Annotated in this window: 21 protein-coding genes and 1 pseudogene; 19 read left to right on the top strand and 3 right to left on the bottom strand. The window is 67.4% G+C overall.

The features are described 5' to 3' along the window. Positions 1-52: 52 nt before the first annotated feature. Positions 53-553: a GNAT family N-acetyltransferase gene (locus AC50X9_RS07290; RefSeq protein WP_494891871.1), complete on the bottom strand. Its 501-nt coding sequence runs from the start codon at positions 551-553 to the stop codon at positions 53-55. Positions 554-675: 122 nt separating this feature from the next. Further along, positions 676-3,222, bottom strand: a complete 2,547-nt coding sequence (locus AC50X9_RS07285; RefSeq protein ID WP_494891869.1) for a DEAD/DEAH box helicase — start codon at positions 3,220-3,222, stop codon at positions 676-678. Positions 3,223-3,348: 126 nt separating this feature from the next. Between AC50X9_RS07285 and AC50X9_RS07280 the strand changes: the two genes are divergently transcribed. From AC50X9_RS07280 to AC50X9_RS07250, 7 genes are all read left to right on the top strand, one after another. After that, complete coding sequence (locus tag AC50X9_RS07280) at positions 3,349-4,128, top strand: trans-aconitate 2-methyltransferase (protein WP_494891867.1); 780 nt, start codon at positions 3,349-3,351, stop codon at positions 4,126-4,128. A 176-nt stretch (positions 4,129-4,304) separates the two neighbouring features. Beyond that, positions 4,305-6,017, top strand: coding sequence for an ABC transporter ATP-binding protein (locus AC50X9_RS07275; RefSeq protein ID WP_494892132.1), 1,713 nt, complete (start codon positions 4,305-4,307; stop codon positions 6,015-6,017). A gap of 257 nt (positions 6,018-6,274) precedes the next feature. Continuing rightward, on the top strand, positions 6,275-8,032 hold the full coding sequence (locus AC50X9_RS07270; protein ID WP_494892130.1) for an ABC transporter ATP-binding protein: 1,758 nt from the start codon (positions 6,275-6,277) through the stop codon (positions 8,030-8,032). After that, entirely contained in the window at positions 8,029-8,421 is a 393-nt protein-coding gene (locus AC50X9_RS07265) for a GntR family transcriptional regulator (protein ID WP_494891865.1), read from the top strand. Before AC50X9_RS07270 ends, AC50X9_RS07265 begins: the two co-directional genes overlap by 4 nt. 146 nt (positions 8,422-8,567) lie before the next feature. Further along, positions 8,568-11,468 (top strand): excinuclease ABC subunit UvrA, encoded by a 2,901-nt coding sequence (gene uvrA, locus AC50X9_RS07260; RefSeq protein WP_494892128.1) that lies wholly within the window; start codon positions 8,568-8,570, stop codon positions 11,466-11,468. A gap of 120 nt (positions 11,469-11,588) precedes the next feature. Beyond that, the gene (locus tag AC50X9_RS07255; RefSeq protein WP_494891863.1) at positions 11,589-12,377 is read left to right on the top strand and encodes an HAD hydrolase-like protein; all 789 of its coding nucleotides are present in this window, start codon (positions 11,589-11,591) and stop codon (positions 12,375-12,377) included. Further along, on the top strand, positions 12,364-13,032 hold the full coding sequence (locus tag AC50X9_RS07250; protein WP_494891861.1) for a lysophospholipid acyltransferase family protein: 669 nt from the start codon (positions 12,364-12,366) through the stop codon (positions 13,030-13,032). The genes AC50X9_RS07255 and AC50X9_RS07250 overlap by 14 nt, the downstream gene beginning before the upstream one ends. Before the next feature lie 145 nt (positions 13,033-13,177). On the opposite strand, the pseudogene AC50X9_RS07245 reads toward AC50X9_RS07250, so the two are convergent. After that, positions 13,178-14,937 (bottom strand): annotated as a pseudogene (locus tag AC50X9_RS07245) (HNH endonuclease signature motif containing protein). Positions 14,938-15,138: 201 nt separating this feature from the next. Here AC50X9_RS07245 and AC50X9_RS07240 point away from each other — a divergent pair. From AC50X9_RS07240 to AC50X9_RS07185, 12 genes are all read left to right on the top strand, one after another. Beyond that, the gene (locus AC50X9_RS07240; RefSeq protein WP_494891859.1) at positions 15,139-15,330 is read left to right on the top strand and encodes a dihydrofolate reductase family protein; all 192 of its coding nucleotides are present in this window, start codon (positions 15,139-15,141) and stop codon (positions 15,328-15,330) included. Continuing rightward, positions 15,323-15,574: a dihydrofolate reductase family protein gene (locus AC50X9_RS07235; RefSeq protein WP_494891857.1), complete on the top strand. Its 252-nt coding sequence runs from the start codon at positions 15,323-15,325 to the stop codon at positions 15,572-15,574. The genes AC50X9_RS07240 and AC50X9_RS07235 overlap by 8 nt, the downstream gene beginning before the upstream one ends. Before the next feature lie 82 nt (positions 15,575-15,656). After that, a complete protein-coding gene (uvrC, locus tag AC50X9_RS07230; RefSeq protein ID WP_494891855.1) occupies positions 15,657-17,690 on the top strand; it encodes an excinuclease ABC subunit UvrC in 2,034 nt (677 codons plus the stop codon). A 125-nt stretch (positions 17,691-17,815) separates the two neighbouring features. After that, positions 17,816-18,739 (top strand): RNase adapter RapZ, encoded by a 924-nt coding sequence (gene rapZ, locus AC50X9_RS07225; RefSeq protein WP_494891853.1) that lies wholly within the window; start codon positions 17,816-17,818, stop codon positions 18,737-18,739. Next, on the top strand, positions 18,739-19,758 hold the full coding sequence (locus AC50X9_RS07220; protein ID WP_494891851.1) for a gluconeogenesis factor YvcK family protein: 1,020 nt from the start codon (positions 18,739-18,741) through the stop codon (positions 19,756-19,758). The genes rapZ and AC50X9_RS07220 overlap by 1 nt, the downstream gene beginning before the upstream one ends. Before the next feature lie 10 nt (positions 19,759-19,768). Then, the gene (gene whiA, locus AC50X9_RS07215; protein ID WP_494891849.1) at positions 19,769-20,749 is read left to right on the top strand and encodes a DNA-binding protein WhiA; all 981 of its coding nucleotides are present in this window, start codon (positions 19,769-19,771) and stop codon (positions 20,747-20,749) included. Between the two features lie 173 nt (positions 20,750-20,922). Next, positions 20,923-21,546: a superoxide dismutase gene (locus AC50X9_RS07210; RefSeq protein WP_310056637.1), complete on the top strand. Its 624-nt coding sequence runs from the start codon at positions 20,923-20,925 to the stop codon at positions 21,544-21,546. A gap of 290 nt (positions 21,547-21,836) precedes the next feature. Beyond that, the gene (gene gap / locus AC50X9_RS07205) at positions 21,837-22,847 is read left to right on the top strand and encodes a type I glyceraldehyde-3-phosphate dehydrogenase (protein WP_494891846.1); all 1,011 of its coding nucleotides are present in this window, start codon (positions 21,837-21,839) and stop codon (positions 22,845-22,847) included. A gap of 10 nt (positions 22,848-22,857) precedes the next feature. Further along, entirely contained in the window at positions 22,858-24,084 is a 1,227-nt protein-coding gene (locus tag AC50X9_RS07200) for a phosphoglycerate kinase (RefSeq protein ID WP_494891844.1), read from the top strand. A gap of 82 nt (positions 24,085-24,166) precedes the next feature. Beyond that, positions 24,167-24,982 (top strand): triose-phosphate isomerase, encoded by an 816-nt coding sequence (tpiA, locus tag AC50X9_RS07195; RefSeq protein ID WP_494891842.1) that lies wholly within the window; start codon positions 24,167-24,169, stop codon positions 24,980-24,982. Between the two features lie 49 nt (positions 24,983-25,031). Beyond that, positions 25,032-25,289, top strand: coding sequence for a preprotein translocase subunit SecG (gene secG / locus AC50X9_RS07190; RefSeq protein WP_494891840.1), 258 nt, complete (start codon positions 25,032-25,034; stop codon positions 25,287-25,289). A gap of 122 nt (positions 25,290-25,411) precedes the next feature. Further along, on the top strand, positions 25,412-25,801 hold the full coding sequence (locus tag AC50X9_RS07185) for an RNA polymerase-binding protein RbpA (RefSeq protein ID WP_494891838.1): 390 nt from the start codon (positions 25,412-25,414) through the stop codon (positions 25,799-25,801). Positions 25,802-25,805 lie beyond the last annotated feature (4 nt).

The following is a 25,805-nucleotide window of genomic DNA, read 5'->3' as shown; positions in this document are numbered from 1 at the left end:
GGGCAGCTCTGCTCCGGTCCGGTCAGCGACGCGCCGGCCAGCGAAGGGCCGGTCAGCCACGGGCCTGGGCCGTGCGGGCATTACCAAAGGCCTCCAGCGCCCCGCCGGTCAGCCGGAACGTGGACCATTCCTCCATCGGGGTGGCGCCGAGTCTCTTGTAGAAATTGATGGACGGTTCATTCCAGTCCAGCACGCTCCATTCGACCCGGGCATAGCCGCGCTCGACGGCGGTCGCGGCGAGATGCTGCAGGAGCGCCTTGCCGTGGCCTTCGCCGCGGGCCTCGGGGCGCACGTAAAGGTCCTCGAGGTAGATTCCGTGGACGCCTTCCCAGGTGGAGTAGTTCAGGAACCAAAGGGCGAAACCCCGGACCTCGCCGGCCTCGTTCTCGGCCATCGCGGCGAATACCCTCGGGTTCTCGCCGAACAGGACCTCCCCGAGCATCCCGGGGGTGTTCCGGACAGCGTCCGGCTCCTTCTCATAGACGGCAAGATCATGGATCATCTGCAGGATTGCGGGGACGTCGTTCGCCGTGGCGGGCCGGATTACACTCATTGTCCAAGTTTACTCGGGCGGGCCCGCGGTCGCCGGATCGGCGCCGGACCCTGTGCCCGGCCCGGTGGCGGGCCCCGGTGCCGGATCGGCGCCGGACCGGGCGCCCAGGTGCCCTGACCCGCCTAGAGCCGGTTCACATCCGTCACCCGGACGACCGCTGTGCCGGTCTCATCCGATGCCGAGAGGTCCACCTCCGCGGAGATGCCCCAGTCGTGGTTGCCGGCCGGGTCCTCGAAAATCTGCCGGACCTTCCACAGCCCCGGCTCCTCGGTGATGATCAGCAGTCCCGGTCCGCGCGCGTCCGGGCCGGTGCCGATGTCATCGTGCTCGTCGAAGTAGTCATCCAGCACGTCCTCCCAGCGCTCGGCGTCCCAGCCGGAGCCGGAATCGAGCTCGCCGAGGGCGGTGGCGGCCTCGTCCGCGAAGAGCTCCACCCGCCGGAACATCTCGTTCCGGACCATCACCCGGAACGCACGGACATTGGAAGTCAGCGAGGGCGGCGGGGGCGGCGGCGCGTCATGCGGCGTCGGCGCCTTGCCGGAGGTGAGCTCCTCCCACTCATCGAGCAGGCTGGAGTCGACCTGGCGGACCAGCTCGCCGAGCCACGCGATGAGGTCCTCGAGGTCCTCGCGGAGGGCGTCCTGCGGGACGGTCTGCCGCAGCGCCTTGAAGCCGTCGGCCAGGTAGCGCAGCACGATGCCCTCGGACCGGGCCAACCCGTAGAACTGGACAAACTCACCGAAGTTCATCGCGCGTTCGTACATGTCCCGGACAACCGACTTGGGCGCGAGCTCAAAATCGCCGATCCACGGTGCGGCCCGGCGGTAGACGTCGAAGGCCTCGCCGAGGAGCTCCGCGAGCGGCTGCGGGTACGTGACCTCCTCCAGCATGGCCATGCGCTGGTCGTAGTCGATGCCGTCGGCCTTCATCGCCGCGATCGCCTCCCCGCGCGCCTTCTTCTGCTGCGCGGAAAGGATCTGCCGGGGCTTTTCCAGCGTCGACTCGATCACGGACACCACGTCCAGGGCATACGACGGCGACTCCGGATCCAACAGCTCCAGCGCCGCGAGGGCGAACGGGGAGAGCGGCTGGTTCAAGGCGAAGTTGGCCTGCAGGTGGACCGTCAGGCGGACGGAACGGCCGTCCGTGCCCTGCTCCTCAGGGGAGATCCGCTCCACGACGCCGGCGGCCAGCAGCTCCCGGTAAATGCCCAGGGCCTTTTTCATCAGCTGCAGCTGGGAGGAACGCGGCTCGTGGTTTTCGGTCAGCAGCCGGCGGGCGGCCTTGAACGGATCGCCCGGCCGTTCCATCAGGTTCATCAGCATCGCGTGGGTGACGCTGAAGCTGGACGTCAGCGGGTCCGGGACGGACTCCACGAGGCGCTTGTAGGTCGGTTCGCCCCACGACACAAAGCCTTCGGGCGGCTTTTTCTTGACCACCTGGCGGAGCTTCTTCTGGTCGTCGCCGAACTTGACCGTGGCCTTGGCCATCGCCTTGACGTTTTCCGTGACGTGTTCCGGGGCCTGCACGACGACGGTCCCGGCCGTGTCGTAGCCCGCTCGGCCGGCGCGCCCGGCGATCTGGTGGAATTCGCGGGAATTCAGCAGCCGGGTGCGGACGCCGTCGTACTTGCTCAGCGCCGTGAGCAGCACGGTGCGGATCGGGACGTTGATGCCCACGCCGAGTGTGTCGGTGCCGCAGATGACCTTGAGCAGCCCTGCCTGGGCGAGCTGTTCAACCAGCCGGCGGTACTTGGGCAGCATGCCGGCGTGGTGGACGCCGATGCCGTGCCGGACCAGCCGGTTGAGGGTCTTGCCGAAGCCGGCGGCGAACCGGAAACCGGCGATCAGCTCGGCGATCTTGTCCTTCTCCTCGCGGGTGCAGACATTGACGCTCATCAGGTTCTGGGCCCGGTCGATCGCCTCCACCTGGCTGAAGTGGACCACGTAGACGGGGACCTGCTTCGTGGCAAGGAGTTCCTCGAGCGTCTCGTGCACGGGAGTCTGGTGGTAGTAGTAGTGCAGCGGGATCGGACGTTCCGCGGAACTGACCGTCGTCGTCGGCCGGCCGGTCAACTCTGTGATGCCGGCTTCGAAGCGGCTGACGTCACCGAGCGTTGCGGACATCAGCAGGAACTGCGCCTGGGGGAGTTCCAGCAGCGGGACCTGCCAGGCCCAGCCGCGTTGCGGGTCGGAGTAGAAGTGGAACTCGTCCATAACCACGGCGCCGAGCTCGGCGGCAGCGCCTTCGCGGAGCGCGATGTTGGCCAGGATTTCCGCGGTGCAGCAGATGATCGGGGCGTCCTGGTTGACGCCGGAGTCGCCGGTGATCATGCCGACGTTCTCGGCTCCGAAGATCTCACAGAGGGCAAAGAACTTCTCCGAGACAAGGGCCTTGATCGGTGCCGTGTAGTAGCTCCGCTGCCCGCGGGCCATGGCCTGGTAATGCAGCCCGATCGCCACGAGCGATTTCCCGGACCCGGTGGGGGTCGCAAGGATCACGTTGGCGCCTGAGGCGAGCTCCATGATCGCCTCGTCCTGGGCGGTGTACAAAGCCAGCCCGCGGGACTCCGTCCACTCGACGAAGCGGGTGTAGAGCTCGTCCGGGTCGAGGCCGGCGCGGCCTGGGAATCGGGCGGCCGGGGCGGGGAGCTGATCAACGAGTTTCATTGCTCACCAGCTTAGTGGCCGACGCCGGGCCGCCCGCGCGTCAGGGGCGCCGTGCCTCCTGCCCCGCCGCCCGGTCCGGGATAGGCTTCGTATCTCGCATCGTTTGCCGGCGACCGGAGGACAGCAGTGAAATGGGATCCCGCCAAGTACGTGCAGTTCGGGGACTACCGGGACAGGCCGTACTTTGACCTGACGGCCCGGGTCCATGCGGACGCTCCCCGGCACGTCGTCGACCTCGGCTGCGGCCCCGGGAACCTGACGGCCACCCTCGCGGAACGCTGGCCGACGGCGGAAGTCACGGGCCTGGACTCCTCGGCGGAGATGCTGGCCCGGTCCGCCGCCCACACGGAGCAGCTGCCGAATCTGTCCTTCGGCCGGGCGGACATCACCGACTGGATGCCCTCGGCGGAGACCGACGTGGTGGTCACCAACGCAGCCCTGCAGTGGGTACCCGGCCACCGCGGCCTGCTGGCCGCCTGGCTCGCCGCGCTCAAGCCCGGAGCCTGGTTCGCGCTGCAGGTGCCCGGCAACTTCAAATCGCCCTCGCACACGCTGATGCGCGCCCTGGCGGAATCGGACGCGTGGGCGGACCGGCTCGCCGGTGTGCTGCGCCACGACGACGTCGTAGGGGAGCCGGGTGATTACCTGAACATCATGCTCGACGCCGGCTGTGATGCGGACGCGTGGGAGACCACCTATTCCCAGCTTCTCCCCGGCCGGAACCCGGTGCTGGAGTGGGTCCGCGGCGCGGGACTCCGGCCAGTGCTCGCCGCCCTGTCCGCCGAGGATGCCCGCACCTTTGAAGCCCAATACGCGGCGGGGCTCACCGAGGCCTACCCGGCCGGCCCGCACGGAACGGTGTTTCCGTTCCGCCGGATCTTCGCTGTGGCGCGCAAACGGGATTGACCCGCGGCCCTTCCTGCAGGACCCCAGCCGGCACCCGCGACCGGGCGGAAGGCACATGACACCGAAGCACCCTGTGATCGTGCTTACAATGACGAAGCAGCGTGGGGGCGGCTGTCTTTGACGAATCTGGATCTGCGCCCTGGTCCAGCGATGGAGGTTTGGTGCTAATTGGCCTGATGGGCCGGCTGCTGGCCGCCCACAAAGGGACCGTACTTGCCATCATTGTCCTGCAGCTCGTGCAGACCACGGCCAACCTCCTCCTCCCCACCCTGAACGCGGCCATCATCGATGACGGGATCGTCAACGGCAATGTCCCGGAGATCCTGCGGCTTGGCGCCTGGATGGTAGCGATCGCCTTCGTGCAGGTCGCGGCGGCCGCCGCGGCCGGTTATCTGGGCGCGATCGTCGCCATGGAGCTTGGCCGGCAGCTGCGCGAGGAGCTGTTTGCCAAGGTCCAGTCCCTGTCCTCGCAGGAAGTCGGCGCGTTCGGCGCGGCCAGCCTGGTCACCAGGGCCACCAACGACGTGGCCCAGATCCAGAACCTCGCGGTCCTCGTCTTCACAATGCTGTTCGCCGCGCCGGCCATCTTCATCGGCGGCATCGTGCTGGCCCTCAACCAGGATGTCGCCTTGTCCGGGCTTGTGGTCGCTGTCATTCCAGTGCTTGCCGTCATCATGTTCCTGATCGTCCGCCGCCTCGTTCCGCTCTACCGGCAGGGCCAGGAACACATCGACCGGATCAGCCGGGTGCTACGGGAACAGATCATCGGCGCCAATGTTATTCGTGGTTTTGTCCGCCAGGGCCATGAAATCCGCCGCTTCGACGGGGCCAACAAGGACCTCACGGAGAACAACCTGCATTCCGCGCTGCTGGTCGCCGGCATGATGCCGCTGATCATGCTCGTCGTTAATCTCTCGTCAGTCGCCGTGGTCTGGTTGGGCGGGCACCGGATCCAGTCCGGGGAGATGCGGCTCGGCGCGTTGACGGCGTTCATCGCCTACATCCTGCAGATCCTGGTCGCGATCATGATGGCGATGTACGTCTTTATGACCGCGCCGCGTGCGGCTGCCTGCGCGGACCGGGTCCAGGCCGTCCTCGACACGGCACCGGCGATCACGGACGGGCCGGGCGGGGCCGCTCCGGAGGGCAACGCCGTGGAGTTCCGCGACGTCTCCTTCGCCTACCCCGGCGCCGAGGCTCCGGTCCTGGACGGCATCAGCTTCACGGCCGTACCCGGGACGGTGACCGCGGTCATCGGTGCCACCGGCAGCGGCAAGTCCACGCTACTGAACCTGCTGCCACGGTTCCTGGCGGCCACCGGCGGTGACATCAGCATCGGCGGCTGCGACGTGCGCAGCCTGCCGCTGGACACCCTGCGGAGCCTGATCGCCGTCGTGCCCCAGCACTCCTATCTGTTCTCCGGGACCCTCGCCGAGAACCTGAGGATGGCTGCCCCGGCGGCGACGGACGAGGACCTCTGGCGGGTACTGGGAGCCGCGCAGGCCGAAACGTTTGTCCGAAACCTTCCCCAGGGGTTGGAAGCGCCGGTGAGCCAGGGCGGCACGAACTTTTCCGGCGGCCAGCGGCAGCGCCTGTGCATCGCGCGGGCCCTGCTCCGCGAAGCGCCCGTCTACCTCTTCGACGACAGTTTCTCGGCGCTGGACTACGGCACCGACTACCGGCTCCGGGAGGCGATCGGGCCGCTGCTGGCCGCGGCCACCATCCTGATCGTCGCCGAACGAGTAGCCACCATCGTCGACGCCGGGCTGATCCTCGTCCTCGAGGACGGCCGGGTCGTGTCGCAGGGCACCCATCACCAACTGATGGCGTCGTCGCCGAGCTACCGGGAAATCGCCGCCTCCCAGCTCGTGCTGGAGGAAACCCTGTGACCCCCGAACCGTCCCTGGGAGCCGAAACGGGCACCCCCACAACCCGGGATGCCACCACCGGCGACGTCACCACCGGTGCCCCCACCGGTCCCCCCACGACCGGCGACGCCAGGGACCAGTCCCTTGTGGACACACCCGCGGGCGGCCGCAGCGACACTCTCCCCACGGCAACTCCGCAGGAGACCGCTGCGCCCGACCGGTTCCGGTGGCGGACCGCCGGACGGCTGCTCGGGCTGCTGCGGCCATCGAGATGGCGGATGGCCGGCGTCATCGCCGCCACGTGCGCCTTCGTGATTCTCAACGTGGCGGCACCCAAAGTGCTGGGTGACGCCACCGACGTCGTGGTTGCGGGCGTCGTCGGGGGAGCCTTCCAGGTAGAAGAACTGGCTGCGCTGCTGTCCGGCGTTTCCGTCCTGTATCTGGGGGCGTCCGTCTTCAGCTGGGTCCAGGGCGCACTGACGGCCGTCGCCGTGCAGCGACTCAGCTACGGTCTCCGCGCCTCGGTGGAGGAGAAACTGCACGTCCTGCCGTCCAGCCATTTTGACGAACAGCACCGCGGGGACGTGCTGAGCCGCGCCACCAACGACGTCGACAACATCGCCCAGGCCCTCAACCAGCTGCTTAACCAGCTGATCATGTCACTGCTGATGCTCTCAGGGGCGCTGGCCATGATGCTGTGGCTTTCCCCGGTCCTGGCCCTGATCGCGCTGGTCTCCGTCCCGTTGTCCACCCTCATTACGGTCCTGGTCGCCCGGAAATCCCAGACCCACTTCACGGAGCAGTGGGCGGACACCGGCGGGCTGCATGCTCAGCTGGAGGAGTTCTTCACCGGCCACGAAGTCCTGAAAGCCTTCGGCCGGCAGGAGGCTGCCGCTGCCAGCTTCAAGGAGCGCAACGACAAGCTGAGCCGGGCCAGTGCCCGTGCACAGTACGTGTCCGGCGCGGTGCAGCCCCTCATGGTGTTTGTGTCCAACCTCAACTACGTGGCCGTCGCCGTCGTCGGCGCGCTGCAGGTTCTCGCCGGCGCCATGACCATCGGCGGCCTGCAGGCGTTCATCCAGTTCAGCCGGCTCTTCAGCCAGCCGATGGGCCAGATCGGCGGGATGCTTACGCTTGTGCAGTCCTGCCTCGTGTCGGCCGGGCGGGTGTTTGAGCTCCTGGACGCAACGGAGATCCCGGCGGAACCTGCCCTCCTTTCGGCGCCGAAGTCCGCGCCGGACGGCGGCACCGAGGCCTCGTCGCCCGGCGCCGCCGGCCGGGTCACCTTCGAGCAGGTGAGCTTCGGCTACCGCCCCGGCTCACCCGTGGTCCAGGACCTGTCCTTTGCCGTGGAACCGGGGCAGACCGTGGCCATCGTGGGGCAGACCGGCGCGGGCAAGACCACCATGGTGAACCTCCTGATGCGCTTCTACGAACCGGATTCCGGCCGCATCACCGTGGACGGCCCCGATATCGCGGCGCTGACACGGGATGAACTGCGGGCCAACTTCGCCGCGGTGCTGCAGGACGCCTGGCTATTCACCGGAAGCATCCGGGAAAACATCGAGTACGGCCGCCCCGGCGCAGCCGACGCCGAGATCGCGTCCGCTGCGCAGGCCAGCCACGTGGACCAGTTCGTCCGGGCCCTGCCCGGCGGCTACGGCACGATGCTCGGCAACGACGGCGATTCGCTGAGCCGCGGGCAGCGCCAGCTCATCTCCATCGCCAGGGCCCAACTGGCCGGACGCAACATCCTAGTCCTCGACGAGGCCACCAGCTCGGTGGACAGCCGCACCGAAGTGCAGATCCGGCAGGCCATGCAGCGGCTGCGGCAGGGACGCACAAGCTTCGTCATAGCCCACCGCTTGTCCACCGTCCGGGACGCTGATCTAATTCTGGTCATGGACCAAGGACGAATCGTTGAACAGGGGACCCACCCACAGCTGATCGCGGAGGGCGGCCTCTACCGGAAACTGTACGAGGCCCAGTTCGCCCGCCGCGAACAAACCAAGCGTGCCCAGGAGCCCGAACAGTGACCCCGACCGAAACCTCAACGAAGCCGTTCCCCGGCGCCTGGCGCCCAAATCCGGCCAGCTCCGTTCCGCTGTACGACCAGCTCCGCCTCAACATCATCGAGCGCGCTGACAACGGAACCCTGACGCCCGGGACCAAGCTCCCTGCCGTCCGGAGCCTGGCCGGTGAGCTGGGCGTCGCACCCCACACGGTGGCCCGCGCCTACAAGGAACTGGAGGCGGCCGGCGTCGTGGTGACCCGCGGCCGTAACGGCACCGTAGTGTGTGCCCGCGACGAGGCCTGGAGCTCGCTGACCGTCGCTGCCGCCGAGTTTGCCGCGGCGGCGAAGGCCCGGGGTGCCAGCTTCGCCGAGGCCGTGCAGCTGCTCGCCGCCGCCTACGACCGCGAGTGAAGAATGGCTAACACATCGGGCGGCCGTCCCGGGCCCGGGACACAGCCGGGAATAGAAATTCGAAGAAGTTTTCGATTAGCATTGGTAGCGTGCCTAAAGCCGTAGCTGAAGATCCAGCCCTCGATTCCCCGTCCGAAGTCATTCCGATGGGCTCCGCAAAACCGGGGCGCCGGAACGACTCCCGCCCCGCGCCGAAGCGTCCGGACATGTCCCGGCTCGTTGTCAAGGGCGCCCGCGAACACAACCTGCGCAACGTGGACCTGGACCTGCCCCGCGACTCCATGATCGTCTTCACCGGCCTCTCCGGCTCGGGCAAGTCCTCGCTGGCATTCGACACGATCTTCGCCGAAGGCCAGCGCCGCTACGTCGAGTCGCTCTCCGCGTACGCCCGGCAGTTCCTGGGCCAGGTGGACAAACCCGACGTCGACTTCATCGAGGGGCTCTCGCCCGCGGTCTCCATTGACCAGAAGTCCACCAGCAAGAACCCGCGCTCCACGGTGGGCACCATCACCGAGATTTACGACTACATGCGCCTGCTCTGGGCCCGTGTCGGCCGCCCACACTGCCCCATCTGCGGGGAACCCGTCGCGAAGCAGACCCCGCAGCAGATCGTCGACCAACTGCTCGAACTGCCCGAGGGCACCCGCTTCCAGGTCCTGGCCCCCGTGGTCCGTGGCCGCAAGGGCGAATTCGTCGAGCTGTTCAAGGAACTCACCGCCAAGGGCTATTCGCGGGCGCGGGTCGATGACAAGCTGATCCAACTGAGCGATCCGCCCAAGCTGGGAAAGCAGTTCAAACACACCATCGAAGTGGTCGTGGACCGGCTCGTGGTCAAGGAAGGCATCAGCCAGCGGCTCACCGACTCGGTGGAAACCGCCCTCGGCCTGGCCGAAGGCAGGATTCTCGCCGAATTCGTCGACCTCGACGCCGACGACCCGGAACGGGTCAGGGCGTTCTCCGAACACCTCGCCTGCCCCAACGAGCACCCGCTCGCGATCGACGAGATTGAACCGCGCTCCTTCTCCTTCAACAACCCCTTCGGCGCCTGCTCCGCGTGCAGCGGCATCGGCACGAAGCTGGAGGTCGATGAGGAACTCATCATCCCGAACGGGGAACTGTCCCTCTCGGAAGGCGCAATCGCGCCCTGGTCCCTTGGCACAGCGACCACGGAGTACTGGAACCGGCTGCTCGACGGTCTTGCCAAGGAACTCGGTTTCTCGATGACGACCCCGTGGGACAAGCTGTCCAAGGACACCCGCCAGACCGTACTGCACGGCAAAGACCACAAAGTCGTGGTGCAGTACCGCAACCGCTTCGGCCGGGAACGTAAATACAGCACCGGCTTCGAGGGTGTCATCCAGTACGTCCACCGCAAGCACCTGGAAACGGACTCGGACAGCGCACGGGACCGCTACGAGGAGTACATGCGCCAGATCCCGTGCCCGGCCTGCAACGGCGCCCGCCTGAACCCGGCGTCGCTCTCGGTCCTGATCAACGATAAGTCGATCGCCGAGGTCGCCGCCATGCCGATGCGGGACTGCGCCAACTTCCTCGACAACCTCGTGCTCACCGGCCGCGAAGCCCAGATCGCCCACCAGGTCCTCATCGAGATCCAGGCCCGACTGACCTTCCTGCTCGACGTCGGCCTGGAGTACCTGAACCTGGAGCGTCCTTCCGGCACCCTGTCCGGCGGCGAAGCCCAGCGCATCCGGCTGGCCACCCAGATCGGCTCCGGCCTTGTGGGGGTGCTGTACGTGCTGGACGAGCCCTCCATCGGGCTGCACCAGCGCGACAACCGCCGCCTGATCGAAACCCTCACCCGGCTGCGGGATCTCGGCAACACCCTGATCGTCGTGGAACACGACGAGGACACGATCCAGGAAGCCGACTGGGTGGTCGATATCGGACCGGGCGCCGGCGAACACGGCGGCATGGTGGTGCACTCCGGTTCCTACCAGGACCTGCTCAAGAACACCGAGTCGCTCACCGGCGACTACCTCTCCGGCCGGAAACGGATCGAGATCCCCAAGAAGCGCCGCAAGTACGACAAGAAGCGCGAGCTCAAGGTCGTTGGGGCCAAGGAGAACAACCTCCTGAACGTGGATGCCACGTTCCCACTGGGCCTGTTCACCGCGGTGACCGGCGTCAGCGGCTCCGGCAAGTCCACCCTGGTCAATGAGATCCTCTACAAGGTGCTGGCCAACAAGCTCAACGGCGCCAAGCAAGTGGCCGGGCGGCACAAATCCATCCAGGGCCTTGAGCACCTCGACAAAGTGGTGCACGTCGACCAGAGCCCCATCGGCCGCACCCCGCGGTCCAACCCCGCCACCTATACCGGTGTCTTTGACAACATCCGCAAGCTCTTCGCCGAGACCACCGAGGCCAAGGTCCGCGGCTACCTGCCGGGCCGGTTCTCCTTCAACGTCAAGGGCGGCCGCTGCGAGGCCTGCTCCGGTGACGGCACCCTGAAGATCGAAATGAACTTCCTGCCGGATGTCTACGTGCCCTGCGAGGTGTGCCACGGGGCCCGGTACAACCGGGAAACCCTCGAAGTCCACTACAAGGGCAAGACGATCGCCGATGTGCTGAACATGCCGATCGAGGAAGGCGCCGAGTTCTTCGCCGCCTTCTCTCCGATAGCGCGGCACCTCAGGACCCTCGTCGACGTCGGACTCGGCTATGTCAGGCTCGGCCAGCCCGCCACCACACTTTCCGGCGGCGAGGCGCAGCGCGTGAAGCTGGCCGCGGAGCTGCAGAAACGCTCCAACGGGCGCAGCATCTACGTGCTGGACGAGCCCACCACAGGCCTGCACTTCGAGGACATCCGGAAGCTGCTGCTGGTGCTGCAGGGCCTCGTGGACAAGGGCAACACAGTCATCACGATCGAGCACAACCTCGACGTCATCAAGAGCGCGGACTGGATCGTGGACCTGGGGCCCGACGGCGGGTCCGGCGGCGGCCGCATCGTCGCCGCGGGAACGCCGGAGCAGGTAGCCAAGTCCACGGACAGCCACACGGCCGCCTTCCTGGCCGAGATCTTCGCCTGACGCCCACGGGCAACGGGGCGTCGCCGAAGCAATGCGACGCCCCGGTCCGGGGCCCGGTCCTATATTCCCCGCAGGGTATGCGAGTTTCTGGCATCCGTTCACTCGTGAGAAACTAAGCCGGTGACCCAAACAACAGTGCCCGTGATCTTTGACCTGGACGGCACTCTTGTCGATCCGGCCGGGGGAATCTCGGACGGAATCGCGGCGGCCCTCACGGAGCTCGGACTCGGTGTTCCCGGGAAGTCCCGGATGGATGCCATGATCGGCCCGAAACTCAGCCACTCCCTCACCGAGATCGCGGGGGTCCCCGCCGACAAACTCGACGACGCCATCCGGATCTACCGCGCCCACTACCTCGCCACCGGCATTGGCCAAAGCCGGCTCTATCCGGGAATCCGGGCCCTGCTGGAATCCTTCGTCGAATCCGGCCGGCCCATCGCCGTCGCCACGCAGAAGCCCGAAGGCCTCGCCCGGAAGGTCCTCGAGCATCACGGCATCGCCGAGCTCTTCCACACCATCCGCGGCTCGGCGGCGGACGAGGGGGCCGCCGCCGGTGTTCCGTCGGGCAAGGCGGCAATTGTCGCCGCAGCCCTCGCTGACCTGGCCCCGCACCTCGGCCTGGACACCCAGCAGGCCGTAATGGTGGGAGACCGCGCACAGGATGTGGCCGGAGCGGCTGCCAACGGTATGGACTGCATCGGCGTAGGCTGGGGCTTCGCTCCGGACGGTGAACTGGACGCCGCGGGCGCCGTGGAGATCGTGTACACCAGCGCGGCCCTGCACGAGACCATTGCCCGGCGGGATACGGGGCCGGATGCCGACCGGGCGTCTCTAGTGCCATCCACCGCAGCGACCCCTGACGCGTTGACCGAAGCCCAAGAAGAGGTGCACCCCGATGGCAATGTTTGAGGCAATCCGCTGGACCACGCGGGGCCTGGTGACCTCGACCTGCCGGCCCACGGTCATCGGACTTGAGAACGTGCCCAAGGAGGGCCCGTTCATTGTGGCTCCCAACCACTTGTCGTTTCTGGACAGTGTGATCGTCCAGGCACTCATGCCCCGGCCCGTGGCTTTCTTCGCCAAAGCGGAGTACTTCACCACCGGTGGCTTCAAGGGCAAGGCGATGAAGTCCTTTTTTGAAGCGGTCGGTTCCATCCCGGTGGAACGCGGCGAGCAGGCCGCCAGCGTCCAGGCGCTCAAGACACTGCTGGAAATCCTCGATTCCGGCAAAGGCGTCGGCATCTATCCGGAGGGGACCCGCTCCCGCGACGGTATCCTCTACCGCGGCCGCACCGGCGTGGGATGGCTCGCCCTAACCACCGGCGCCCCCGTTATTCCGGTCGGACTGATCGGCACGGAGCACCTGCAGCCGGCGGACAGCAAGTCGGTCAAACCACAACACTTCACCATGAAGGTCGGCGAACCGCTGTACTTCGACAAGACCGGGCCGGACCACTCCCTACCGGCCCGTCGCCAGGCCACCGACCGCATCATGGATGCCATAGCAGCCCTCAGCGGCCAGGAACGCTCGACCAGCTATAACCAGAGCAAGGCCGTCGACTAGGCACGTCGCCTGAGTCCGCAAGCGAGATGGCATACCACCCTTGCGGCCGTGGCGTTGCGGTTCGCGAACCACTTGGGAGGAAACCCCACGCCCGGGTGCCGCCACCTTCCTGGGATTGCTTCGCTTGAACGCCTGCACGCCGCGGTCAGGCGTGGTGGGCGAGGAAGTGTTCCAGGATGGATTCTGTGAGTGGCTCGTAGGAGATCAGGTGTTCGGTGTCTGCGGCACGGAATGAGTATCCGGCCGTGACGGGGTGCCAGTCCGGGAAGGGGTCCGCGGGCAGTTCCTGTTCCTGTTCTGGATCCGGGCCGGGGTCCGGGGGCAGGCCGCGGTCCAGATCAAGGTCTCTGTCCGGGTCGTCTCTGTCCTGGCCCGGGATCGTGGCTGCGCCCATATCGACGTCGATGCCAGGGGCCAGGTCTTGGTCCACGATGGCGTCCATGTCCGCGGCTGCATCTACCCCGGGGTCCGGGTAGGTGTCCAGGAATCCGGGTGGCCAGTGGGGTGGTTCCCAGTCCTGTTGTTCGCTGGGGTAGTACCTCCCGGACGGGGAGGTCCAGCCGGGCGGGGCGTCTTGCTGGCTCCGGCCGGTGTCCAGGCTGAACTGTGTTTCAGCCCGTGATGCTTGCGGCACGGCCCTCCGAGGTTGGTGATCCCGGTGGTCCCTCCGTCGGCCCAGGCCAGGAGGTGGTCCGCGTCGTTGTCCAGGGAATGGTTGTGACAGCCCGGGAACGGGCACCGGCCATCGCGAAGCCGCAGCCACTGGCGCAGCGCGGGGGGCAGGCGGTAGCTGCTCCGGCCGATTTCCAGCGGCGCCCCGTCCCGCGGGTCCACCAGGACCCGGTAGAACGAGCCGGCGCCGTCGGCGATCAGGCGGCGGGCCATCGAGGGCGGGATCGGCCCGTACCCGTCCAGCATCGCCGGTTCCTCAGTGGCGCCCAGCAGGGAGAACACGGGCACGGTGATCAGGACCTGCGCCCGCGGCGACGGCACACCCCCGCCCGCACCCGCCCCCTCAGCGCCCGCGGCACCATCAGCGCCGGCGGTGAGGAGCCAGGCCGCGGCGATGTCGGCGCGCAACTGGGTCATAGTGCGTGCCTCGGCCGGGCCCTGCAGGGCGCGGGCCGCGGCGGTGGTCCGCTCCCAGATCCCCGCGGCGGTATCGGCCGGAAGGTACGCGGAGAACCACGCCATCCCGTCAGTGTCCGGACGGAACTCGACCCGCCGGTCCGCCGCGCACTTGGCGTGGCGTTTTTCGATGCTCTCCCGGTGGTGGCGTTCACGCCAGGTCCGGGCCTTGGCCCGGAGCCGGCCCGGGACGAGCTCCCCGGCCGGGCACCCCCGGGCCGGGTCCGGCGCGGCCGGGTCCAGGAAGTGCCCCTCCAGCGCCGCCGCCCCCACCGGGTCCAAATTCGTGGTTTCGTCCACGATGACCCTCGCGTGCGCCCAGGAAATCGTCCCCGCCGTCAGCGCCGCGAGGGTCAGCGGCAACGTCGTCGTCAGTGCCACGCAATCGCCCAGGAACCCGTCCGCGGCCCGTTCACTCACGGTCAGAACACACGCGACCTCCGCCGTCAGCGCCATCTCCTGGCGAGTCGCGTCATGCGGGGACACCGCCGGCGGCGCCATAGCGTCGGCGGCCCGCAGATAGGCCGCGGCCAGCTTCACCTTCCATGCAGCGGCCCGCGCATCCCACCGCGCCATGTCGGCCAGGCCATCCAGGCAATCATCTGCCAGATCCCGCAACGGATCATCCCACAACGGATCAGCATCCCGGCGGAGACTGGCGCCCGACGGACCCGTGTGGACAGAACCGGCCCCGGTCACGGAATCCAGCGCCGCAGTCAACGCCGCGACAGCCGCCAGGGCCTCCCTGCCCTCCGTCATCCAGTCCGTGCTTTCCATAAACCAAGATTATTGGGAGGCACCGACAAGAAAGGGGACTAGGGAGTTGCCTCGGATACAGGATCCGCTGAAATTGTGACCGTCCCAAGAGAGCGGCGGATGCACTGGGGCTGCCAACTGAATCATGTCCGATCCGGCGGTGCTTCACTGGAAGGTACGACGGCGGCCGCGCCGCCTTTCGCCGCCACGGGAGGTACTCGATTGCGCAAGATCATTCTCATGATGTCGGTCTCCTTGGACGGATTCTTCGAAACGGCCGACCGGGACATCAGCTGGCACCTGGTGGACGAGGAACTCCTCCACCACTTGAACGGGCAGTTCCGGGCGATGGGAGCCTTTATGTTAGGGCGCGTCACCCATGAGCCGATGGCCGATTCACGACGTCGTGCCTGAACAAATCGGGGAACTGAAGGCGCAGCCCGGGGGCGACATCGCCCTTAGCGGCGCAAACTTGGCATCCACTTTCATGCGGCACGGCCTGATCGACGAATTTCGAATTCTCGTCCATCCCGTCGTTCTGGGGCAGGGCCGGCCGCTCTTCGAGGCCCCTGATGTCCGGATGGAACTCAGGCTCGAGGGGACGCGGACGTTCGGCAACGGCGTGGTATTGCTTCACTACTCGAACGACCGCGCCTGAAAATACAGCCCAGCCCGCGCCCGGCCCGCCCCACCAGCCCCCGCCGTCCCGGGCACCGCTGCAGGCTCAGTAGACTTGAACTGTGGCAGATCCAGCGAGTTACCGACCCCAGACGGGTGAGATTCCGACCAATCCGGGCGTGTACCGCTTCCGCGACCCGCACGGCCGGGTCATCTACGTCGGCAAGGCCAAGAACCTCCGTGCACGGCTGAACTCGTACTTCGCCAACCCGGCCGGGCTGCTCCCCAAAACCTATGCGATGGTCCACACGGCCAGCAGCGTGGAGTGGACCGTCGTCGGGAGCGAACTCGAGTCGCTGCAGCTCGAATACACCTGGATCAAGGAATTCAAACCCCGGTTCAATGTGATGTTCCGGGATGACAAAAGCTACCCGTACCTGGCTGTGTCGATGGGGGAGAAGTACCCGCGTGTCCAGGTCCTGCGCGGCGAGCGGCGCAAGGGCACCCGCTACTTCGGCCCCTACACCGCCGGTGCGATCCGGGACACCATGGACACCCTGCTGCGCGTTTTCCCGGTCCGGAGCTGCAGCGCCGGCGTCCTGAAGCGGGCCGAAGCCAGTGGCCGGCCGTGCCTGCTCGGCTACATCGACAAGTGCGCGGCGCCCTGCGTCGGCCGCATCTCCGCCGAGGACCACCGCGCCCTGGCCGAGGACTTCTGCGCCTTCATGGGCGGCGAGGCCAAGCCGTTTGTCACCCGGCTGGAAAAAGACATGGCCGCCGCCGTGGCGGAACTGGATTATGAACGGGCGGCGCGGATCCGTGACGACATCGTCGCGCTCAAAAAGGTCTTTGAACGCAACGCCGTCGTCTTGGCCGAAGGCACCGACGCCGACGTCTTCGCCCTGCACGAGGACGAGCTCGAGGCCGCCGTGCAGGTCTTCCACGTCCGCGGCGGCCGGATCCGCGGCCAGCGCGGCTGGGTCGTCGAAAAGGTCGAGGACTCCACCACCCCGGACCTTGTCGAGCACCTGCTCCAGCAGGTCTACGGCGAGGAGGCCGGCCTGCAGGGCAGGCTGCCCCGCGAGGTCCTCGTCCCGACCGAACCCAGCAACGCCGCGGAGCTGGCGCTCTGGCTCGGCGGGCTGCGCGGCGCCAGGGTGGATATCCGCGTGCCGCAGCGCGGCGACAAGGCCGCGCTGCTGTCCACCGTCCGGGAAAACGCCGAGCATGCCCTCAAGCTGCACAAATCCCGGCGCGCCGGCGACCTGACCCTGCGGTCCCAGGCATTGCAGGAACTGCAGGAGGCGCTGGAGCTGCCCATCGCGCTGATGCGGATCGAATGCTTCGACATCTCGCACGTCCAGGGCACCAACGTCGTCGGTTCCATGGTGGTGGTCGAGGACGGCCTGCCGAAGAAGTCCGAGTACCGGAAGTTCTCCGTCACCGGCGCCGCCGCCACGGATGACACCGCGGCCATGCACGACGTGCTGACCCGGCGTTTCCGGAACTACCTCCAGGAGCAGTCCGTGCTGGCGGACGCCGCCCGGCAGCCCGGGCATCAGGCCCTGCTCAACGCCGTGTCCGACGCCGCCGTCGCGCCGTCCGCTTCCCCGGTTGCCGTCGCTGATACCACCACCCCGGCGCCGCGGACCAAGTTCGCTTACCCGCCCAACCTCGTCGTCGTCGACGGCGGCAAGCCGCAGGTCAACGCGGCCGCCCGCGCCCTGGCCGAACTTGGCATCGACGATGTCTACGTCGTCGGGCTCGCCAAGCGGCTCGAGGAGGTCTGGCTGCCGGGCAGCGACTTCCCGGTGATCCTGCCCCGCGCCTCGGCCGGGCTGTACCTGCTGCAGCGCGTCCGCGACGAGGCGCACCGCTTCGCGATCTCCTTCCACCGGCAGAAGCGCGGGAAGGCGATGACCGTCTCAGCGCTCGACGGCGTGCCCGGCCTCGGCGAATCCAAGCGCAAGGCCCTGATCGCCCAGTTCGGCTCGGTCAAGAGCATCAGGACGGCCAGCGTCGAGGAACTCACCGATGCCAAGGGCATCGGCCCGTCCCTGGCCGCTGCGATCATCCGGCACTTCACCGACGACGGGGATGGGGCCACAACCGCGCCCGCGATCAACATGACCACCGGCGAAATCCTGGAGACTTAGCTAGCACCGGCAATCTTAGCTAGGGTAAGGACTTGGGAAACGGCACGCGCGGCGATTGAGCCGCACCACGGGCCCCTACCCGTCAGCGGTAGGGAACAACAGCACAGCAGAACGGGGCTTCACTGATGGCAGAGTCGACGGCAGAATCCGGGACGGAGGCGGACGGCATGACGCCGGTCAAACCCGTCGAGGCCGAACTGCTCGTGGTGACGGGCATGTCGGGAGCCGGCCGGAGCACCGCCGCGGACGCCTTGGAGGATCACGGCTGGTACGTGGTGGAAAACCTCCCCCCGCAGATGCTCGGCACCCTCGCTGAAATCGTGTCGCACGCCCCGGGTTCCATCTCCAAGCTCGCCGTCGTGATGGACGTCCGCAGCAAGGAGCTGTTCGCGGACATCCGCGCTTCCCTGCGCAACCTCGAAGCCAGCGGCGTCGGGTTCCGGGTCCTGTTCCTCGACGCCACCGACGACGTCCTGGTCCGGCGTTTCGAGCAGGGCCGGCGCCCCCACCCGCTGCAGGCCGGCGGCAGGATCCTCGACGGCATCGCCGCGGAACGCGAACTGCTGCAGGAACTCCGCACCTCCGCGGACATAGTCCTGGACACCTCCACGCTGAACGTCCACGGCCTCGCCACCGCGATCACCGAGCTGTTCAGCGAGACCGGCCCCGTCGCGCTCCGTCTCAACGTGATGAGCTTCGGCTTCAAATACGGCCTCCCGGTCGACGCCAACTTCGTCGCCGACGCCCGCTTCATCCCCAACCCGCACTGGGTCCCGGCGCTCCGCCCGCACACCGGGCTGGACCAGGACGTCAGCGACTATGTGCTGGAGGCGCAGGGCGTCAGCAACTTCGTGGAACGCTACGTGCTGGCCCTCGAACCGGTCCTGGACGGCTACCGGCGCGAGAACAAGCACTACGCCACCATCGCTGTCGGCTGCACCGGCGGCAAGCACCGCTCGGTCGCCGTCGCCGTCGAACTGTCCCGCCGGCTCGCGCAGTACCCGCGCGTCACCGTGACCACCACGCACCGGGATTTGGGCCGCGAGTAATGGCGCTGCTCACCGGACCGCTGCCGCTCGTCCCTCCGGACAGCGCGGCCTTCGCCAGCCAGCAGGACAAGGGCCCGTCCGTCGTCGCGCTCGGCGGCGGCCACGGCCTCGCCGCCTCGCTGTCGGCGCTGCGCCTGCTCACGTCCGAACTGACGGCCATCGTCACCGTCGCGGACGACGGCGGCTCCTCCGGGCGGCTGCGCGAGGAGTACGGCGTCCTGCCGCCCGGCGACCTCCGGATGGCGCTCTCCGCGCTCTGCGACGACACCGACTGGGGCCGCACCTGGCGCGATGTGATGCAGCACCGCTTCGCACCCGGCAAGGGCCGCGGCGGCTCCCTGGACGAGCACGCCATGGGCAACCTACTGATCGTGACGCTCTGGGAACTCCTGGGCGACACCGTGGCCGGCCTCAAATGGGCCGGCGCGCTGCTGGGTGCCCGCGGGGAGGTCCTGCCGATGTCCAGCGTTCCGCTGACCATCGAGGGCCAGGTCCGGGTTACCGCCCCGGACGGAAGCACGGCACTGCAGACCCTGACCGGACAGGCAAAATGCGCCGTCGCCGGCTCGCTGGAAAAGGTCCGGCTGCTGCCGGCGGACGCGCCCGCCTGCACAGAGGCGCTCACCGCGATCGAACTGGCCGACTGGGTCATTCTTGGCCCCGGCTCCTGGTACACCTCCGTGCTGCCGCACCTGCTGCTGCCGGAAATGCGTGAGGCGCTCTGCAACACGGCCGCCCGCCGCTGCCTCACCATGAACCTCGCGACGGACACCAAGGAAACCCTCGGCATGTCCGCCGCGGACCACCTGCGGGTGCTGCGCGAGTACGCGCCGGACTTCACCATCGACGTCGTCCTGGCCGATCCGGCCGCCGTGACCGACCGCGCCGACTTCGAACAGGCGGCCGGGATGCTGGGCGCCGAGGTGGTGTTGGGTAAAGTGGGGGCGTCGAGCCGCCGGCCGATCCACGACCCGCTGCGTCTGGCAACGGCGTACCACGACATTTTCGGGAACAGGTAGGAAAAGTGCCATGGCACTGACAGCATCAGTCAAGGAAGAACTTTCCCGGCTGGACATCAAGAAGTCCTCGGTCCGCAAGGCTGAGGTGTCCTCCATGCTCCGCTTCGCCGGGGGACTCCACATCATCTCCGGCCGGATCGTGATCGAGGCCGAAGTCGACCTCGCCTCGACCGCGCGGCGGCTGCGTGCCGCCATCGCCGAGGTCTACGGGCACCAAAGCGAAATCATCGTTGTGTCCGGCGGCGGCCTGCGCCGCGGCAGCCGCTACGTCGTCCGGGTGGTGCGCGACGGCGAAGCCCTCGCCCGCCAGACCGGCCTGCTGGACGCCCGCGGACGCCCGGTCCGCGGCCTGCCCTCGGTGGTGGTTAACGGTTCCGCCGCCGACGCCGAGGCTGTCTGGCGCGGCGCCTTCCTGGTCCACGGATCCCTCACCGAGCCCGGCCGGTCCTCCGCCATGGAGGTCACCTGCCCCGGGCCCGAGTCCGCCCTCGCCCTGGTCGGCGCCGCCCGCAGGCTCGGCATCCAGGCGAAGGCCCGCGAGGTCAGGGGAGTGGACCGTGTCGTCATCCGCGACGGCGACACGATCGCTGCGCTGCTGACCCGGATGGGCGCCCATGATGCGCTGATGGTCTGGGAGGAGCGGCGGATGCGCAAGGAAGTCCGCGCCACCGCCAACCGGCTCGCCAACTTCGACGACGCCAACCTGCGGCGTTCGGCGCAGGCCGCCGTCGCCGCCGGCGCCCGGGTGGACCGGGCCCTGGAGATCCTCGGCGACGACGTCCCGGACCACCTGAAGTACGCAGGCGAGCTGCGGGTCGCCCACAAACAGGCCAGCCTGGACGAACTCGGCCGCCTGGCGGACCCCGTGATGACCAAGGACGCCATCGCCGGCCGGATCCGCCGCCTGCTGGCCATGGCGGACAAACGCGCCCAGGACCTGGGCATCCCCGGCACGGAAGCCAATGTGACGCCGGAAATGCTGGACGAGTAGCCTCTGCCGGGAAACAACAGCAGAATCGGATCGGGGCCGGCGGGAATACCTCAGGGGGACCGGAGGCTATGCCCACTGGATCCCGATCCAGAGACTTCCGGGTGCCAACACATCCGGATGCACAATCCGAGATTTACCAACCGGACAACCAGTCCACGACATTGGAGGATTTTGTGACCGAATACGTACTGCCCGAACTGGACTATGACTACGCCGCCCTGGAGCCCCACATCTCCGCGCGGATCATGGAGCTGCACCACAGCAAGCACCACGCCACCTACGTGGCCGGCGCCAACAACGCCCTCGCCCAGCTGGCCGAGGCACGCGAAAAGGGCGACTTCGCCAACATCAACCGCCTGTCCAAGGACCTTGCGTTCCACACCGGCGGGCACATCAACCACTCCGTGTTCTGGAAGAACCTCTCCCCGGACGGCGGCGACAAGCCCGAAGGTGAGCTCGCGGCCGCCATCGACGACGCGTTCGGGTCCTTCGACGCGTTCCGCGCGCAGTTCACCGCCGCGGCCCTTGGCCTGCAGGGCTCCGGCTGGGGCTTCCTGGCCTACGAGCCGATCGGCGGCAACCTGGTCATCGAGCAGCTCTACGACCAGCAGGGCAACGTCGCGCTCGGCACCACCCCGTTGCTGATGCTGGACATGTGGGAGCACGCCTTCTACCTGGACTATGTCAACGTCAAGGCCGACTACGTCAAGGCTTTCTGGAACATCGTGAACTGGGCCGACGTCGCCAAGCGCTTTGACGCCGCCCGCAAGAACGCCACCGGCCTCATCACGCTCTAACACCGTTGCGCGGCCGCGGCGGCCCGGGAAGGCTGCAGTTCACGCGCCTGTAACAAAGCTCACAATTATGGCCGTTCGGCTCAAATCGTGGACGGTCTGCCCCTGCACTTGCGGGGGCAGACCAAGTTAAACGTAAGATAGGTCACGGAAGGCGGTTAGCCTTCAGCAATGTGGCTGGTCGCCCTCCGATCTGGTAATCATCTCTGCCCAATGGCGTGCGGGATCTGTTAGTTGGCTTGAGCGCCTTCTCAACTAATCGTGCTTGATAGAGCACCAAGGAGACTGAAAACGTGACCACCCGTATTGGTATCAACGGCTTCGGCCGTATTGGCCGCAATTACTTCCGCGCCGCACTTGCCCAGGGGGCAGACCTCGAGATCGTCGCCGTCAACGACCTCACCAGCCCGGAAGCCCTGGCCCACCTCTTTAAGTACGACTCCGTGGGCGGGCGCCTGCAGGAGAGCATTGAGGTCAAGGACGGCAACATCGTCGTCGACGGCAATATCGTCAAGGTCCTGGCCGAGCGCGATCCGGCCAAGCTGCCCTGGGGCGAGCTCGGCGTCGACATCGTGATCGAATCCACCGGTTTCTTCACCAAGGCCGCCGACGCGCAGAAGCACATCGACGCCGGCGCCAAGAAGGTCCTGATCTCCGCGCCGGCCTCGGGCGAGGACATCACGATCGTGATGGGCGTCAACGACAAGCTCTACGACCCGGCCGCGCACCACATCATCTCCAACGCCTCCTGCACCACCAACTGCCTCGGCCCGCTGGCCAAGGTAGTCAACGACGCCTTCGGCATCGAGCGCGGCCTGATGACCACGATCCACGCCTACACCGCCGACCAGAACCTGCAGGACGGCCCGCACAAGGACCTCCGCCGCGCCCGCGCCGCCGCCATCAACATGGTCCCCACCTCCACCGGTGCGGCCAAGGCAATCGGCCTGGTGCTTCCGGAACTCAAGGGCAAGCTCGACGGCTACGCCATCCGTGTCCCGGTTCCCACCGGCTCCGCGACGGACCTGACCGTCGTCGTCTCCCGGGAGACGACGGTTGCGGAAGTGAACGCAGCCCTGAAGGCTGCCTCCGAGTCGGACGAGCTCAGGGGCCTGCTGACCTACACCGACGAACCGATCGTTTCTTCGGACATCGTTGGCGATCCGGCGTCCTCCATCTTCGACTCCGGCCTGACCAAGGTGATCGGCAACCAGGTCAAGGTTGTTTCCTGGTATGACAACGAATGGGGCTACTCGAACCGCCTCGTGGACCTCACGGAGCTCGTCGCAGCCAAGCTGGGCTAGGGTAAGACTCATGACATTCCACACCCTCGACGAACTGATCGCTGATGGTGTCCGCGGGCGGTACGTTCTGGTCAGAAGTGACCTGAACGTGCCGCTCGACGGCTCTTCAGTCACTGACGACGGCCGCATCAAGGCCTCCCTGCCAGTGCTGGCGAAGCTCACGGACGCCGGTGCCCGCGTGCTGGTCACAGCACACCTTGGCCGCCCCAAGGGCGCCCCGGCCGACAAGTATTCGCTCAAGCCCGCCGCGGCGCGGCTGGCCGAACTCGCCCCGTTCAAGGTCTCCCTCGCGGACGACACCGTCGGGGACACCGCCAAGGCGTCCGCCGCCGCGCTGCAGGACGGCGAAGCCCTCATCCTTGAGAACGTGCGCTTCGACGCCCGCGAGACCTCGAAGAACGACGCCGAACGCGGCGCCTTCGCGGACGAGCTGGTGGCCCTCACCGGGTCCAACGGCGCCTTCGTGGACGATGCCTTCGGCGCCGTGCACCGCAAGCATGCCAGTGTGTACGACGTCGCCACCCGGCTGCCGTCGTACCAGGGCGACCTGGTGCGCACCGAGGTCGAGGTGCTGCGCAAGCTCACCGCCGACACGCAGCGTCCCTACGTTGTGGTGCTGGGCGGTTCCAAGGTCTCGGACAAGCTCGCAGTGATCGATAACCTCATCGGCAAGGCCGACACCATCCTGGTCGGCGGTGGCATGTTGTTCACCTTCCTCGCTGCCGCAGGCCACAAGGTGGCCGGCAGCCTGCTGGAACAGGACCAGATCCCGGTCGTGCAGGAGTACCTCACGCGCGCCGCGGATGCCGGCACCGAATTCGTGGTGCCCACCGACGTTGTGGTGGCCAGCAGGTTCGCCGCCGACGCCGACCATGAAACGGTGCGGGCCGAGGCCATTGAAGAGAGCAGCTTCGGCGCCCAGGGCATCGGGCTGGACATCGGACCGGAATCGGCGTCAGCTTTCGCGGAACGAATCCAGGGCGCCAAAACGGTGTTCTGGAACGGCCCCATGGGGGTGTTCGAGTTCCCGGCGTTCGCCGCCGGCACCCGGGCCATCGCCCAGGCGCTGACCGAGACGGACGCGTTCACGGTGGTCGGCGGCGGCGACTCCGCCGCAGCGGTCCGCACCCTCGGCTTCGCCGACGGCCAGTTCGGGCACATTTCCACCGGCGGCGGCGCCAGCCTCGAGTACCTTGAAGGCAAGGAACTCCCCGGCCTGAGCGTCCTGGACCGCTAGACCCGCCAGCCGGCAGGGTGCCCTCTCCCAGGACGGGGCACCCTGCCGGCTGTTCCCCTGCTATGAACAATCTGGAGACCACGTGACCACGTCAACGAACGGCAAATTCGACCGCACGCCCTTCATCGCGGGCAACTGGAAGATGAACATGGACCATGTCCAGGGCATCACGCTGTTGCAGAAGCTCGCCTGGACCCTGTCCGACGCCAAGCATGACTACAGCCGGGTGGAGGTCGCCGTGTTCCCTCCGTTCACCGATCTCCGCGGAGTCCAGACCCTGGTCCAGGGCGATGAACTCAAGGTCGTCTATGGCGGCCAGGATCTGTCCCCGTTCGACTCCGGCGCGTACACCGGCGACATTTCCGGGCAGTTCCTCGGCAAGCTCGGCTGCGCCTACGTCCTGGTGGGCCACAGCGAACGCCGCACGATCCACCACGAGACCGACGAGGTCCTGAACGCCAAGACCAAGGCCGCTTTCCGGCACGGCATCACACCGGTGCTGTGCGTCGGCGAAGGCCTGGAAATCCGGCAGGCCGGGACGCACGTCGAGCACACGCTCACGCAGCTCCGCGCCGGCGTCGAGGGCCTCAGCCCGGAGCAGGCCGGCCAGCTTGTCGTCGCCTACGAGCCGGTCTGGGCCATCGGAACCGGTGAAGTTGCCGGTCCTGAAGACGCCCAGGAAATGTGCGCCGCCCTCCGCGCCGAGCTCGGGACGCTGTTCGGCGCGGACGTCGCCGGCATAACGCGACTCCTCTACGGCGGCTCGGTCAAGGCCAACAACGCCGCCTCGATCCTGAAGGAACGCGACGTGGACGGACTGCTGGTTGGTGGTGCCAGCCTGGACGCCGCCGAGTTTGCTAATATTGTGAGGTTCGAGAGTCACCTGCTGACGGACTAGTCCGGACAGAGTCGTGGCCCCCGCAATCCAAATCTTCTGAAAGGCCGTCGTGGACGTTCTTCATGTCATTCTGCAGGTCCTCCTGGGTATCACCAGCCTCCTGCTGACCTTGCTCATCCTGCTCCACAAGGGTCGCGGTGGCGGTCTGTCCGACATGTTCGGCGGTGGCATGAGCTCCGGGCTGAGTTCCTCCGGCGTGGCCGAGCGGAACCTGAACCGCTTCACCATCATCCTCGGCGTCACCTGGGGCGTCGTTATCATCGGCCTGGGCCTGATCATGCGCTTCAGCGGCGGCGGAGACTCCTAGGACGCACTCCAAAAAAACTTCATAAAGGGGGTCCTTGTGGCCCTGCCCGCATCGGGAACTCCCGAACTACACTGTGGCTGGTTGCATGCCAATCCGTCCACCTCAGTAGCCAGGAGTTCCCGATGCTGCATTCCGCCTCCGGATTCCGGGGTATCCGCGTAGGAGCCACCGAAGGGGCCACGCCGCGCCACGAACCGCTCGACGGCGCCGCTGTCCGCACCCCACGCATCCGCGTCAGCTACCGCTGCGCCAAGGGCCACGACACCCCGCTGGTCTTCGCCCAGCTTCCCGACGACCAGATCCCCGGCGTCTGGGACTGCCGCCGCTGCGGTGGAACAGCCACCCGGGACGAGGCGCAGTTCGCGCTCGACGAAGTCCCGGTCGAGGGCTATAAAAGCCACCTGGAATACGTTAAAGAGCGGCGCTCCAGCCAGGACGCCGAAGACGTACTGGCCGGAGCGCTCGAGAGGCTGCGCGCCAGCCGGGCCCTCCCGGAGGATCAGCCCGGGTGATAGC

This window comes from Pseudarthrobacter sp. HLT1-3 (assembly GCF_059383535.1).
The sequence above is the reverse complement of the archived record's forward strand: the minus strand, read 5'-3'. Positions and strand labels throughout refer to the sequence as shown.